General features: G+C 69.6%; 12 protein-coding genes. 5 read left to right on the top strand and 7 right to left on the bottom strand.

The window, feature by feature from the left end; genetic code table 11:
• Window positions 1–17 precede the first annotated feature (17 nt).
• From D7Y13_RS12735 to D7Y13_RS12725, 3 genes are read left to right on the top strand one after another with little or no spacing between them, the layout of a single operon-like run.
• The gene (locus tag D7Y13_RS12735; RefSeq protein ID WP_147444219.1) at window positions 18–704 is read left to right on the top strand and encodes a thioredoxin domain-containing protein; all 687 of its coding nucleotides are present in this window, start codon (window positions 18–20) and stop codon (window positions 702–704) included.
• Window positions 704–2203: a methyl-accepting chemotaxis protein gene (locus D7Y13_RS12730; protein ID WP_120582690.1), complete on the top strand. Its 1500-nt coding sequence runs from the start codon at window positions 704–706 to the stop codon at window positions 2201–2203. Before D7Y13_RS12735 ends, D7Y13_RS12730 begins: the two co-directional genes overlap by 1 nt.
• Before the next feature lie 43 nt (window positions 2204–2246).
• Entirely contained in the window at window positions 2247–3458 is a 1212-nt protein-coding gene (locus D7Y13_RS12725; RefSeq protein WP_120536983.1) for a proprotein convertase P-domain-containing protein, read from the top strand.
• 66 nt (window positions 3459–3524) lie between these two features.
• On the opposite strand, the gene D7Y13_RS12720 is transcribed toward D7Y13_RS12725, so the two are convergent.
• The 4 genes from D7Y13_RS12720 to D7Y13_RS12705 form a co-directional block, all read right to left on the bottom strand.
• On the bottom strand, window positions 3525–4283 hold the full coding sequence (locus D7Y13_RS12720; RefSeq protein WP_120582691.1) for a DUF5953 family protein: 759 nt from the start codon (window positions 4281–4283) through the stop codon (window positions 3525–3527).
• Window position 4284: 1 nt separating this feature from the next.
• Window positions 4285–5040 carry a DUF6310 domain-containing protein gene (locus D7Y13_RS12715; RefSeq protein ID WP_341870408.1) on the bottom strand — a complete coding sequence of 252 codons (756 nt, stop codon included), beginning with the start codon at window positions 5038–5040 and terminating at the stop codon, window positions 4285–4287.
• A 327-nt stretch (window positions 5041–5367) separates the two neighbouring features.
• Window positions 5368–7503: a serine/threonine-protein kinase gene (locus D7Y13_RS12710; protein WP_120582693.1), complete on the bottom strand. Its 2136-nt coding sequence runs from the start codon at window positions 7501–7503 to the stop codon at window positions 5368–5370.
• Window positions 7504–7556: 53 nt separating this feature from the next.
• Complete coding sequence (locus D7Y13_RS12705) at window positions 7557–8897, bottom strand: trypsin-like peptidase domain-containing protein (RefSeq protein ID WP_120536977.1); 1341 nt, start codon at window positions 8895–8897, stop codon at window positions 7557–7559.
• A 264-nt stretch (window positions 8898–9161) separates the two neighbouring features.
• Between D7Y13_RS12705 and D7Y13_RS12700 the strand changes: the two genes are divergently transcribed.
• Window positions 9162–10169, top strand: coding sequence for an ATP-binding response regulator (locus D7Y13_RS12700; RefSeq protein WP_120536976.1), 1008 nt, complete (start codon window positions 9162–9164; stop codon window positions 10167–10169).
• A 3-nt stretch (window positions 10170–10172) separates the two neighbouring features.
• Here the strand turns inward: D7Y13_RS12700 and D7Y13_RS12695 are convergent, their stop codons facing one another.
• Both D7Y13_RS12695 and D7Y13_RS45690 read right to left on the bottom strand, forming a co-directional pair.
• Window positions 10173–11210, bottom strand: coding sequence for an agmatinase family protein (locus D7Y13_RS12695; protein ID WP_120582694.1), 1038 nt, complete (start codon window positions 11208–11210; stop codon window positions 10173–10175).
• Between the two features lie 61 nt (window positions 11211–11271).
• Window positions 11272–12855, bottom strand: coding sequence for a protein kinase domain-containing protein (locus D7Y13_RS45690; protein WP_233595350.1), 1584 nt, complete (start codon window positions 12853–12855; stop codon window positions 11272–11274).
• 85 nt (window positions 12856–12940) lie between these two features.
• Here D7Y13_RS45690 and D7Y13_RS12685 point away from each other — a divergent pair, with 85 nt between their 5' ends.
• The gene (locus D7Y13_RS12685) at window positions 12941–13390 is read left to right on the top strand and encodes an MmcQ/YjbR family DNA-binding protein (RefSeq protein WP_120582696.1); all 450 of its coding nucleotides are present in this window, start codon (window positions 12941–12943) and stop codon (window positions 13388–13390) included.
• Here D7Y13_RS12685 and D7Y13_RS12680 read toward each other — a convergent pair.
• A partial coding sequence (locus D7Y13_RS12680) for a zinc-binding dehydrogenase (RefSeq protein ID WP_120630684.1) occupies window positions 13387–14112 on the bottom strand: 726 nt, incomplete at its 5' end. The genes D7Y13_RS12685 and D7Y13_RS12680 overlap by 4 nt on opposite strands.

The following is a 14112-nucleotide window of genomic DNA, read 5'->3' as shown; positions in this document are numbered from 1 at the left end:
CTCCAGCATGACCGTGCATGGCCGCCCCGATAGATGCCCATGGCCCCCTGGATGCCCCGGCCCGGGTATCGCGTGACGAGGGTCTGAAACAGTTCGCGCTGCGTCGCGTGGCCCTGCCGTGGTTCGTGGGGCTCTGGTTGGCGGCGTCGGCGCTGGGCACGGGGCTGATGTGGTCGCACGCGAGCGCGGCCGGCCCCGCGGCGACGCCGCCCTCGCACCTGCCGGAACTGCTCGCGCCCGTGCGCGGCCCCGGTGCGTGGTCGCTGCTCGTCTTCCTCCATCCCCAGTGTCCCTGCTCGCGCGCGACGCTCACGGAGCTTGGGAAGCTCACGGCCCACGCGGGCGGTCGGCTCGCCACGCGCGTGTTCGTCTGGGCACCGAGCGAAGCGCCCCCGGACTTCGTGCGCTCGGAGCTGTGGACGCGCGCCCAGGCCCTGCCCGGCGTGGAGGTGGTGGCGGACGTGGATGGGAAGGCGGCGCGCGAGCTGGGCGCGCGGACGTCCGGCCAGGTGGTGTTGTTCTCGCCGGAGGGGGAGGAGCGCTTCAGCGGAGGCATCACCCCCGCGCGGGGCCATGAGGGCGACAGCGCGGGCAGCCTCGCCATCCGGGCGCTCGTGGGCTCGCAAGTGCCGGGGAGCCCCGCGGCGCCTGTCTTTGGCTGTGCCCTGGAAACACCCCCGCGTCCGTCTGGCGAGACCCCGTGATGAGAATCCACCTGTCCGACGCCGACGTGGCCTTGCGGGCGCGGCAGCTCTTCGAAGCGCAGTGTCTGGCATTGAGCCAGCGCACCGACCGGACCTTCATCGTCCTGATGGTGTTGCAGTGGGTGGGTGGGCTCGCGGCGGCGCTGTTCCTGTCGCCCCGGGCGTGGGCCGGGCTGCAGAGCGCGGTCCACTTCCATGTCTGGGCGGCGGTGGGGATGGGGCTGCTCTTTGGCGGGCTGCCGGTGGTGCTCGCGCTGACGCGCTCCGGTCAGGCTTCCACGCGCCACGTCATCGCGGTGGGACAGGCGTTGATGTCCGGGCTGCTCATCCACCTGATGGGGGGCCGCATCGAGACGCACTTCCACATCTTCGGCTCGCTGGCGCTCTTGGCCATCTACCGGGACTGGCGGGTGCTGATCACGTTCAGCGGCGTGGTGGCGGCGGACCACTTCCTGCGCGGTGCGTTCTGGCCGGAGTCCATCTTCGGGGCGCACGCGAAGGAGTCCTGGCGGTGGATGGAGCACGCGGCCTGGGTGGTGTTCGAGGACATCTTCCTCATCGTCTCCTGTGTGCAGGGCCAGCGGGACCTGAGGGCGTCGGCGGTGCGGGAGGCGCAGTTGGAGCTGTCCCGGCACGCGGTGGAGGAGCGGGTCGTCCGGCCGCTGGTGGGCTCCGCGGACGCGCTGCGCGACTCCATGCGGACGCTGGCCAAGTCCACGAAGGAGCAGCGTGCGGACCTGGCCCGTCAGGCCCGCGCGCTGAACGAGACGCAGGTGACGGCGGAGCAGATCCGCCAGACGTCGCTCGTGGCCTCCGAACAGGCGACCCGCGTGCTGCGCTCGACGGAGGAGGCCGGGGACGTGGGCGCGGCGGTGGAGGACGCCATTGGACGCAGCGTGGAGGGATTGGCGGAGATCCGCGCGCAGGTGGAGGACCTCTCCGAGCGCATCCAGGGGCTCGCGGCGTACACGGAGAAGATTGGCGGCATCACCCGGACGGTGCAGGACCTGGCGGACCAGTCCAACGTGCTGGCCATCAACGCGGCCATCGAGGCGGCTCGGGTGGGCGACGTGGGCCGGGGCTTCGCGGTGGTGGCGCGGGAGATCCGCAACCTGTCGTCGCAGTCGGTGGCGGCCACGCAGCAGGTGCGCTCGGTGCTGGAGGACACGCGCTCGCGCATCCAGGGGGTGGTGGATCTCACGCGCCAGGGAGGGGAGCGGATGGGCCGGGGCATCGACAGCATCCGGGAGTCGGGCGACCGGTTGCGCAGGCTGTCGGGTCTGGTGCAGGGCAACGCGGATGCCGTCCGCCAGATTTCGGCGTCGGTGAGCCAGCAGTCGGCGGGCGTGTCGCAGATCTTCGCCGCCGTCACGGATTTGACCGCGATGATGGAGGCGTCGGTGGCCCGGGTGGAGGCCACCCACGTGGCGGCGGACACGCTCCAGCACGTCACCGACCAGGTGCACGGCGTCATCGGTCTGTATCAGGGCGGGACCTGATACGTCACCGACAGGCCCCCCTTCCATGGAGTACATGGAGGCCATGACCTCCAGACTCCGACGTTTCCTGTCGTTTTCCTCGATTCCTCTCCTGTTGAGCTGCGGCGCCGCCGCGGTGTCGGACGGGTCCTCTCCCGCGTTGGCGTCGCAGGGGCAGGAGCTGGCCACGGGCACGCCCGCCGGCAACGGCGTGGTGCTGTTCCTCAACGATTACTCGACGACGCTGGCGGTGTTGGACATGCAGGTGCCGTTGAACCTCCTGGCCGCGCAGAGCCTGATGGACTGGCGCGAGGGCCCGGACGGCGTCCTTCACACCGGGGATGACCGGCGCTTCGTCTCCATCGAGCAGGTGGACGCGGTGCCCAACGTGGGTCCGGCGGCGCTGGCCGCGCTGGAGGCCTACGCGCGGGGCACGGGCCGGGTGGAGCTGCCGGTGGACGGCTGGGTGGGCACGTTCCAGGGCGTGACGTTCAACGTGGCCGAGGCGCGCCGGGCGCTGGCGGTGGCGAACGCGCAGAGCGCGGGGGCGTTGCAGTCGAACTACGGCGTGTCCTCGGCGGCGGCGAACGCCATCGTGGCGGCGCGGCCGTTCTTCCACATCCTGAAGCTGGGGCGGCTGCCGGCGGTGGACGGCACGTCGCTGCAGAACCTCAAGACGGCGACGCAGCAGGCGGCCGAAGGTGAGCCCTGCACTGGCGCGGCGACGTGTCAGACGGGCCTCTGGTGCAACGGCATCCCGAACGACGCCTCCAGCCCGTATGGCCGCTGCATCACCACGGCGCCGACCCCGGGGGACGGCGAGTCCTGTTCGCTGTTCGTGCCGTGCCAGGCGAACCTGACGTGCCACGGCCTGGCGTCGGGTGCGACGGAGGGCTGGTGCCGGCCCGCGTGGATGGAGGGCGAGTTCACGGCGTATTCGGACCTGACGTTGCAGGGCAACACGACGCCGCAGGTGTCCTCGCAGCCGGTGGTGGGACTGGCGACGGTGCCGGAGGACATCACGGTGGAGCTGGACCTGGCGCACAACAACCCGTCCAAGCTGGTGCTGACGCTGGAGGATCCGGGTGGGGAGACGGCGCTCCTGTGGGACGGGCCGAACGAAGGCACGCCGCCCAAGCGCATCCCGGTGACGCGCGGCATCCCGCGTGATGGCACCATCAACGGCCTGTGGAAGCTGCACGTCGTCAACCCGTCGGGGGTGGGCAACGGCAAGCTGCGCGAGTGGACGCTGAAGCTGAACAGCCGCTGGGACTGATGCGGTTGTGATGGAGGGCCCAGGGGGCCGGGGATGGACGTCCCGGCCTCTGGGGGTTGTTGTGCATCAGGGGGAAGCGCGTCCGCCAATCGCAGGGAAACGTTCGTAGGCGCGCAGGAGCGCTTCCAGGTGGGAAGGGTCGTCAAGGTCGAGCGGCGCGTCCGTGAGCTGGACGATCCATCCTCCCGTCGAGGTCCGCCGAGCACGCGACAGCAGCTCCGCGTCGCGCGCGGGGTCCGGGAACCCGAGGGTCCGCGCGGTGGCGGCCGACCAGTAGTTCAGCCACCCAAGATGATGTGGGATTTCGGGTGAGAGGATTTTCTCTGGAAGTTTGAGCACTGGCAGCCCCCGTGGGGGAACCCGTGGCTCATCCGATGGATGGCGAACCTGGAGAGCCATTGTCGCCCCCATGCCATCCGGCAGGATGCGTCCCCAGAAGCTGTGAGCGCCATGCGCTATTTGCTCCAGCAGCTGTGCCGACGCCGAAATTCCAATTGGGTCCATGGGCAATTCCGCGTGGACCTCAAGTTGCGGCGTGTTGCCAGGAGAGATGCCGGCCGGCCTTCCCGAACCGAATACCGTCACGGGGTGGTTTTCGTCACCATTGCAAAGGAGCGGAAACCGGCCGCGAGCAGCTGCCTCTTCAAGCCATGAGTCGCGCCGGGGTAATGCGATGGGGCGCCCTGTTTCATCAATCCGCCACTCCAGGCGCAAGCTGCGGAGCGCCCGTTCCATTCCATGAACGACACCCAGAGGGCGGCTGTCGTCAACCGTGAGGGCAGGCGCGTAGGCAACGAGGATGAGAGAGCGCGGCGTGGCCGACATGTCAGCACCAGTCCATGACGACGACGTTGAGGGTGATATCCCGATCGCGCAGGGCGTCTCGGTGCGCGGCGCTGCTCACTCCAATTCGGAAGTCGAATCCGCAAGCCTTGGCGAGAGTTCGTTCGCGCTGCAACTCGGGGAGCTGGTTCTCGATGACCTGCGTCCGGAGGAAGGTCGGGTATGTGTCGAAGTTGTCGGTCTTCACTTCCCACAAAAGGCGCTGGCGGAGTTGCAGTGCATCGAACCGCTTCCCGTTGACAAGCACATCCGAACCGGGAAATTCATTCTTCGGAACCTTGTCGGCACACAGGTTGTGGAGGGCGTCGCCGCCCAGGTGAGGTACGGGCCGGGGCGTACATTCGAGACGGCGTTCGTGCGGCTCAGGGGACGGGGGCGGCCCTGGCGGAAACCAGTCCTGTCCTGAAGAGGCGCCGTCCGGTTTGGGCCGTCGGGACGCCAGGGACTGCTGCTCCGCGGACTGCGTTCCAGTCGCGGGCTCCGCTGTCTCTCCAGCGGTCCCTTCTTCGGGGTAGGGCCATCTGAACTCGTACGCGTTCAATTGCTCCTGGATGGCGACCGCCACCACCACCGCGCCGATGATCAGCACCGCGCCCACCGCGATTTCAGGCTGCGTCAGCAGGCAGATGCCGACCATCGTCTCGAGCGTGACGACATCCGCCGAAGCGACGGGGCAGCGACGCTGGGTATCGCGGAAGTGAATCCTGCGGGTGTCGAGTGACTGGAAGCACCGCTCCACGACCAGGGGCCAGGATTGGGACGCCTCACGGACGACGCATCGCCCGTCGTCCCTCCACGGCAACGTGGCTGCTTTCTGGAGGTTCGCGAGCCGTAGGGACCCGGCTGCCGACGCGTTCGGCCTCGGCGCGGGTGTCGCGCACGATGCGAGAAGGAACAGGAGGACGCCGCAGGCTCGGACACGCATGGCCATGCTCCTTCAATCAAGCGAGGACGCCGTGGGTCAAGGCGGCTGCAATGCAAGCAAGGGCGTCCGACGAACCAGGGCAAAGAAAAAGCCCAGCACCCGTGGAGGGCGCTGGGCTTTAGCAGGCACTGGGGCCGGGGATTACTCCTCGGCCTCCTGGGGCTCCTCGAAGTTCACGTCGAAGTTGACGCGCTGGCCGGGCTCGATGGTGAAGGTCTTCTGCCAGCGCGACGGGCCCACGGTGACGAGCAGGCGGTGGTAGCCCTCGTACACGTCCAGCTCCTCGACGGGGACGGTGCCCGCGGGCTTCCCATCGATGGTGACGTTCGCGCCGGCGGGACCGCGCACGTTGATGAAGGCCTTGTTGAGGAAGAACTGGAACGCGGAGCGACCGGTGGCAGCCACCGTCACGGTGCGCGACACGGAGATGCCGAGCGCGCCGTTGGTGAAGGTGAGCAGGTGCCGGCCCGGGGGCAGCGGCACGGACAGGGGCGTGCGGCCCAGCAGCGTGGTGGTGCTGTTGAGCGTGACCTCCACGCGCGGCTCCACCGTGAGATCCAACATGCCCATGACCGGGCCCGCATCCACGATGCCGGCATCCTCCACACCCGCGTCCTCGACACCCGCGTCGAAGGGAGCGGCCACGACGGCGGGGATGCCCGCGTCGAAGGTCTCCACCGTCATGGTGCCCTGGAGCTGGCGCTGGATGACCACCGCGCCCGCGCCGAGCGTCAGCGCCAGCCCGCCGACGACATAGGGGATCCACGCCCGCGAGGACTTCTGCGCCGGTGCGGACACCTGCGTGGTGGGGCTCGCCGCGCCACCGAAGATGGGGCCCGCCGGACGTGCGTCAGGGGTAGACGCCGCACCGTGCGCGGGCGTCTGGGCCTGCGTGCCCTGAGCGCCTGCTTGCGCCGAAGCGTGCGCGCCTTGGGTGGAAGCGGCACCCTGAGCGCCTGCCTGCGCCGAAGCGTGCGCGCCCGGGGTGGAAGCGGAGCCCTGCGCGCCCGCATTGGCTCCTTGAGCTTGCGGACTCGCGGTCGATGCCTGCGCGTTCGCGGGAGGCGAAGAAGCCGAGGCCTGCGTGTCCGCCTTCGCGTTGTGCGAGGCCGCCGCCTGCGCGCCCGCGTTCGCACCGTGCACGGACGCAGCACCCGACGAAGCCGCGCTTGAGGAAGCCGCCACCGCGCCCGTGCTCGTCGCCTGCGCACCGGACGCCGCGGTGCTCGCCGCGCCCGTGGACGCCGGAGCCGAGTTCACCTCGGGCACCAGGTTCTTCACGGGCTCCGCGAGCCCCGCGCCCTGCGCCAGGACCTCCGCGATCTGCGGCGCCGGCATGCCGGCCTTCGCGAGCGCGTCCGCGATGCCCAGCTCGATCGTCTTGCGCCGCGCCGCGCGCGCATCACTCTCCGGCGGGAACAGCTTCGCCAGGTGCTCCGCGAAGGACTCGTGCGTCGGCAGCTTGCCGATGGCCTCCACCACCGCCTCGCGGAACGCGAGCGCGGAAGGGTAGCGCTCCAGTGCGCGCTTGGTCGTCGCCCGGCGCACGACGGCGTCCAGCTTGAGCGGCACGTCGGGCGGCATCGGCGGCAGCGCGCGGTTGAGCACCGCCTTGTCCGGATCCGCCGACTCCTTGAAAGGCATCTTCCCCGTGAGGCACTCGTGCAGCGTGAGCCCCAGCAGGAACACGTCCGACTGCACGTTGACGGCTTCGCGTCCGCCTAGCAGCTGCTCCGGGGACGTGTACGCGCGGCGGTTCTTCACGCGCTTGCCACCGCGCTCGCGAGGCGCCACGGAGAGCGCGCCGTAGCCCGTCACCTTCGTGAAGCCGCTGAACGACACCATCAGCGTCTCGGGCCGGATGTCTCCGTGCACCAGCGGCGAACCATCGTCGTTGCCCGCGACGTGCGCGTAGTGCAGGCCCATCGCCGCATCCGCGACGACGAGCGCCGCGAACGCGGGCGACATGCGCGGATGCACTTCGAGCACGCGCCGCAGCGGCTCGCCGTCGGCGAACTCGGTGACGCGCGCGAGCCCGCCGTCCAGCTTCTCCAGACCGTGGACGCGCAGGATGTTCGGGTGCTCGAAGACGAGGGCGCGGTTCGTCTCCTTCTCCAGCCGCGCCACCAGCTCCGGGTTCTGGGCGATTTCAGGCGGTGCCCAGATGAGCACCACGGGACGGGGCGTGGCGCCGTCCTCCAGCGCCAGTCCGAGGAAGGCCCGCGAGCCCTCTCCGGCGAGGAGGGGACCGAGTGATTGGTAGCGAGGCGAACTCATGGGAACGGCATGCTAGTGCCCTTCCCGTCGATCCTGGAATCCCCGCGTAACGACTACAGCCTCTGCCCTTCGAACGGCAGCGTCAGGTGGTACGCGTAGCGCCCGCGACGCACGAGCAACAGCACGCTACGCCCCCGTCGCGCCGTGAGCAGGCCTTCACGGAAAGTGTCAGCCGTGGGCACCGGCTGATTGTTCATCCGCAACAGCACATCCCCCGGCTCCAGGCCAATCTCCGACGCGGCGGAGCCCGGACGGACCGCTGAAATGGCCATCCCGTTTTTATTCTCCTTCACCCGCAGTCCTAGACGTTCCCACGCCAGGGTTTCAAGCAGGCGGGCTGGAAATTCAATCGGCGTGACCTGCACCGTACGGTTGCCGCCTGCTCGGAAGAGCACCAGGGGGAAGACCGAGCGGGCGGGATAACCGCGCACGCGCGAGTCGAAATCCTCGGCGTCCTGGATGCGCGAGCCGCCCAGTTCGGCCACCACGTCACCGCGTTGGACGCCTGCCTGCGCGGCCGGGCTGTCGGGCTCCACGTTCGTCACCACGGCGCCATACGTGCGATCCCACCCGAGCCGCGCGGCGACCTGCGCGGGGAGGTTCGCCGTGTCCATGCCCACCCACGCGGGGCGCACCTTCCCGAAGCGCGTGAGCTCTTCCACGATGCGCCGCACCTTGTCCGCGGGGATGGCGAAGCCGATGCCCTGACCGTTCGCGTAGATGGCGGTGTTGATGCCGATGATCTCCCCGTCCACGTTGAGCAGCGGCCCGCCGGAGTTGCCCGGGTTGATGGCCGCGTCCGTCTGGAGGAAGTCGTTGTAGACGCGGTCGTCGGCGCGGAAGGTGCGGCCGGTGGCGGACACCACGCCCGCCGTCACCGTCTTGCTCAGGCCGAACGGGCTGCCAATGGCCACCACCGTCTCGCCAATCATCAGGTCGGAGCTGGTGCCCAGCTTCGCGGTGGGCAGGGGCTCCTTCGCGTTGACCTTGAGCACGGCCAGGTCGTTGTTCGCGTCGCTGCCCACCACCTCCGCGTCGAACGTGCGCCCGTCCGCGAGCACCACGTGGATGGCGGACGCGCCCCGGATGACGTGGTCGTTGGTGACGATGATGCCGGACGCGTCGATGATGGCGCCGCTGCCCAGGCCCTGGATGCGCTGGCGCGTCTCCGGCTCCGCCAGGCCCTGGCCGAAGAACTCCTCCAGCGGCGAGCGGGCGCGGCCCCGGAAGCGCGACTCCACCTCCTGTTCGGTGCCGATGTAGACGACCGCCGGGGAGACCTTCTGGACGACCTCCACCACGTCGCTGCGGCGCCGGGAGAGGTCCGCCTGCGCGGGGAGTGACAGGGCCAGCCCCACCAGCAAGAGCCCCCACCGGATGTGTCCTGCCCTCATGCCCTTCCTCCGTGCGCCGCCAGGAATCGTCTCCCGGAAGACAGTCTGAATGTCGGGAAGGCCCCAGCCATTCCCGGGGTGTCTGGATGCGGCGTCCCGCTCTTCATAGACCAGGGACCTGAAGGTGCAACCGTGAGCGAACGCACTTTCAGGCAGAACGTCCCGGCCCCCGTCCGATTGCGCACCTGGGGGTGAGGGCGGGCCTGAGCCTGCGTCCCGGCGCGGCGTGTTTCTTGAAGCCCGCGGGGGCAGGAGTCCTGTCACATGAGTCTCGTCCTGGTCGCGGATGACGAACCGGCGGTGTTGGAGGTGCTGAGCCAAGTGGTGGAGGACCTGGGGCACGACGTCGTGCGCGCGCGGGACGGGGAGGAGGCGCTGGCGCTGGCGCGCTCGCGAAGGCCGCAGCTCGTGGTGACGGACCACATGATGCCGCGCATGAGCGGCATGGAGCTGTGCAGCCGGCTGAAGCAGGAGCCCGGCCTGCGCGAGGTGCCCATCATCCTGTTGAGCGCGGTGCTCCAGCACGGCTCGCCGGACTCCACTGCGTTCCTCAACAAGCCGTTCGAGATCAACGACTTCGAGGCGCTGATCCGCCGCGTGCTGGAGAATGCCCCGGGGACGTCCCGCGAGGCCGCGACGCCGGTGGAGGCGCTGGGCCAGTGGGTGGCGCGCACGCTCCAGGGCCCGCTGGAGGTCGCGCGCGAGCAGCTCCTGAAGCTGGAGGGCCTGTCGCCCCCGAAGCAGGACGCGGTGCTCGCGCTGGGCGCGCAGCTCCAGTCGCTGGAGCGGATGGGCCAGTACCTCCAGGACGCGGCCAGCCTGAGCGCGGGCAGCCTGACGTTGCATCCGGTGGAGGGGGAGCTGCGCGGGCACCTGGAGGCCTCGGTGGCGCGGTGTCGCACGCGGGGGCCCGAAGTTCCGGTGGAGCTGTCGGTGCCCCCGGAGCCGGTGGCGCTGCGCTTCGACGTGGTTCGCCTGGGGCAGGTGTTCGACGTGCTGTTGTCCAACGCGGCCCGGCAGGGTGGGGCGCGCGTGGAGCTGCGGGTCTCCGACGAGCGCGTGCTGGTGCGGGTCAGCGACCCGGGGCCGGGCATCCCCGAAGCGGAGTTGCCCCGGCTGTTCCAGCCCTTCCCGGACGGACCGGCCCGGGGCGAGTCGTTGGGGCTCTACGTGGCCTCGGAGCTGGCGAAGCTGCACGGAGGCTCGCTGTCGGCCGAGTCGGTGCCCGGCCGGGGTGCGACGTTCAGCGTGTCCTTGCCGCGTGGGGCCTGACGCTCAGGCCTTCTGCGACTTCAGCATCCAGCCGATCATCTTGTAGAGCAGCCGGGCGCCCACGTTGGCGTCCCACTCGCTGCCCTCGGGGTCGGGGGCCACCTCCGTCAGGTCGAAGCCGACGATGGTGCGGCCCGAGCGCACGACGCCCGCGACGAGCGCGGTGGCCTCCGGGAAGGACAGGCCGCCGGGCACGGGCGTGCCGGTGTGCGGGCACAGCACGGGGTCCAACCCGTCGATGTCGAACGACAGGTAGACCTGCTGCGGAAGCTTGTCGACGATCTGCTTCACCTGCTGGTTCCAGGGCAGGCCGTCGAAGCGGTTCTGCTGGAGGGTGGCGTCGAAGAACGCCTGGATGCGCCCGCCGGAGTTCTCGATATAGCGGTGCTCGTTCTCGCTCATGTCGCGCAGGCCGACCTGGACGAGTGTCTTCACGCCGGGGATGCGCTCCGCGACGTTGTAGAAGATGGACGCGTGCGACCAGGTGAAGCCCTCGTAGGCGACGCGCAGGTCGGCGTGCGCATCCAGGTGGAGCACGCCCATGCCGGGGTACTTCTCGGCGTGGGCCTGGATGATGCCGAAGGAGATGGCGTGGTCTCCGCCCACGGCGGCCACGCACTTGCCCTGTTCCAGCCAGTGCTTCGCGGTGCGGTAGACGTGGTCGTTGAGCTTCTCGCTGAACACGTTGACGTCGCGCGCGGCGGCGAGGAGCTCCGGAGTGCCGTCCTCGATGCCACCGGCCTCGATGACGACCTGGGCGCGCTCCTTGGCCTGGGTGTTCCAGGCGTGCAGCTCGGCGGGGGCCTCCAGCATGGCGATGCCGCGCTCGTAGGGGCGGCCGGTCTCCACGTCGAACAGGTCCACCTGACGGCTGGCGTCCAGCAGGGCGGCGGGTCCGTCGGACGTGCCTCCGCCGTAGCTGGTGGTGGCCTCGAAGGGCACGGGGATGACGACGACGTGCGCCTCGTCGGGGGAGTGGGGGAGGCCGAAGATGCCGGAGCCCGGCTGCGCGGCGGCGGCGGGGTCGAAGTGGGTAGCCATGGCGGCGCAGGATACGGTTCCGCCTCCGGCGTGCAACGGCTTCCGTGATGCCTGGCTGCCCTCAGGGGGGATGGGCCTTGAGGAAATCGAGGGCGGTGCGCACTTCCGGGCGCAGGGGATGGTCCTCCAGGAACCGTTGGTATTCGTCGCGCGCCTTTTCCCACTGCCCCAGGGCCTCGTGGGACTTCGCCAGGCCCAGGAGGCAGTCCGCGTCCTCGCGAGTCCTGCTCAGGCATGTTTGGAAGTACGAAATCGCCGCTTCTGGATGGCCCTGCGCCAGGAGGTCCTTGCCCAGCTCATAGGCAGAACGGGGGGCGTTGGATGGAGGCTCATACACGATAGAGGGCGTCGAGGTACGCGGGCCTCGGATGATCTTGAACAGCATGAACAGTCCGAAGATGACCCCAATCCCCACCACCATGAGCTGCCACCAGAAGGCGTCGCTGGAGAGCAGGGTGCTCACGCGCGACCGCTGCTTGGGCTGCTCCTGGGCAGGCTCCACGATGGGGGCCGGTGGCTCCGGGAGCTTCCGAGGAAGGCTCTTGGGAACGAACTCCGCGGGAAGCACCGGCCACTCATGCATCGCGGGCGACGGGGGCGTGTCGGTCGTCCCCGCCCCGGAGGGAGTGACGAGGAGCCGCGCGTGGCGCCAGGCCTGGAGCTGACGCACGAATGAGTCCGGGAGCGGCACGGAGCGGTGCTGGGCGACCAGTTCCTCCTCGAATGCCCAGGTCATGAACAGCTTGCGGGCATGGGTGGGGAGGCGGGACGCGTGCGAGCCCATCCAGTCCGACAGGGACTGTTGCAGTGCCTCGGCGCTCTGGTAGCGGTCGCCTGGCATGGGCGCGAGCGCGCGCTTCAGGATGTCCAGCAGGTCGTCATCCAGGCTGGGATTGAGGCTCCGCGCGGGCGTCAGGCGCCCCTCGGTGGCGCGCTGGAAGATCTCCAGCTCGTTGCCGATGATGGGCCGCTCGCCGCACAGCAATTCGAACAGGACGACGCCCGCGGCATAGACATCCGCGCGAGCGTCCGCGGGCCACTGTTTCAACTGCTCCGGAGCAAGATAGGGATACTTGCCCTTGATGATGCCGACCTCGGTCTGGGGTCTGCCCGCGAGCCGGGCCTTGGCGATGCCGAAGTCGGCCACCTTCACCTCGCCCTCGTAGCTGACGAGGACGTTGTCGGGAGAGATGTCCCGGTGCACGAGTTTCAGTGGCACGCCGTGCTCATCCGTCCGCATGTGGGCGTGGTGCAGGCCCCGGCACAGTTCGATGAGGATGCTCACGGCGAGGGGGGCGGGCATCCAGGAGAATCCCCGGCCCTTGAGTCGTTTCATCACCCGGGACAGGGGCTGTCCGTCAACGAACTCCATGGCGAGGAAGTACTCACCGTCCACCTGTCCGAAGTCGAAGACCTGGACGATGTTGCCATGGTTGAGCCCCACGGAGATGCGCGCCTCGTTGAGGAACATCTCCACGAAGGCCGGGTCCTCCGAGTACTCGCTCAGCACCCGCTTGATGACCACGGTCTTGGTGATGCCCGGCCCCGCTGTGTATTTCGCCCGGTAGACCATCGCCATGCCGCCGGCCCCCAGGCGTTCCAGGAGTTCGTAGCGGCCGAAGGGCTGGGGCTGTTGCTCACTCACCCGTGGAAAGGTAGCAAGGGGGCAGAACGCCGGAAGCTCCTGCATCCAAAGGAGTCCACGTTTTAACGAGGAGGTCGGCGCGACCATGGCGGCCCGGAAGCAGACGTTGAAGCAGGTGGCGAAGCCGGTGAAGCGCAAGGGCCGGCTCACGGTGGACGACGTGCGGGAACTGGCGCTGGCGCTGCCCGCGACGGAGGAGCGTCCCTCCTACGGCACGCCGGGGTTCCGCGTGAGCGACAAGCTCTTCGCGCGGGTGCTCGACGACGATTCCATCGTCATCAAGGTGGACTTCGACCACCGCGAGGCCCTGCTGCAAACCCAGCCAGACGTCTTCCGGGTGACGCCGCACTACCAGGACTGGCCCATGGTCATCGTGCAGCTCACCACGGTGAAACGGCCTCTGTTGCAATCCCTGCTCAAGGAAGCCTGGCGCCGGTGCGCCTCGGCGAAGGTGCTCAAGGCGGAGCTGTCTTCCTCGCCTGAAACACCCTCACCGCGTACGGCCAGGAAGCGGAGCCCCGGGCGCAAGGCCTAGTCATCCCATCGCACGACGAGCTTCCCCACCGTGGTGTTGCCCGCCATCCGCTCCAACCCGGTTCGGATGTCCGTCATGGGCAGCACCTCGTCCACGACGGCCTTCAGCGCGCCGGAGTCGAACAGCGGAAGCAACTGCCGCTCTGCCGCCTGCGTCAGGGCCATCTTCTCCTCCGCTGGCCGGCTCCGGAGCACCGTCCCCGTGATGCGCAGCCGCTTGCGCATCACCACGCCCAGGTCCACGTCCGCGCGGCTCCCCGCCACGGAACCCACCTGCATCAGCCGGCCCCGGGGCGCCATCGCCTTCAGCGACTCCGGCAGGTAGTTGCCGCCTACCAGGTCCAGGCACACGTCCGCGCCCCGGCCTCCCGTCGCGGCCAGCACCGCGTCCGCGAACACGGGCGGCGAGGACTCGCAGACCACCGTGCGCTCCACGCCCCACGCCGACGCCCGCGCCAGCTTGGAGGCGTTGCGCCCCGTGCCCACCACCCGCACGCCCATCGCCCGGCAGAGCAGGGCCGCCGCGGAGCCCACGCCGCTCGCCACCGCGTGCACCAGCACCGTCTCCCCGGGCCGCAGGTCCGCCTGGAGCACCAGCGCGTCCCAGGCCGTCAGGTACGCCTCCGGCAGCGCCGCCGCGTCCGCGAAGTCCATCCCTTGTGGCATGCGCAGCACCTCGCGCTCGTGCGTGGTGAGCACCTCGCTCCACGCGCCCCCTCCCAC

The organism is Corallococcus praedator (assembly GCF_003612125.1).
Taxonomy (GTDB): Bacteria; Myxococcota; Myxococcia; order Myxococcales; family Myxococcaceae; genus Corallococcus; species Corallococcus praedator.
This window is presented reverse-complemented; position numbering and strand designations above follow the sequence as displayed.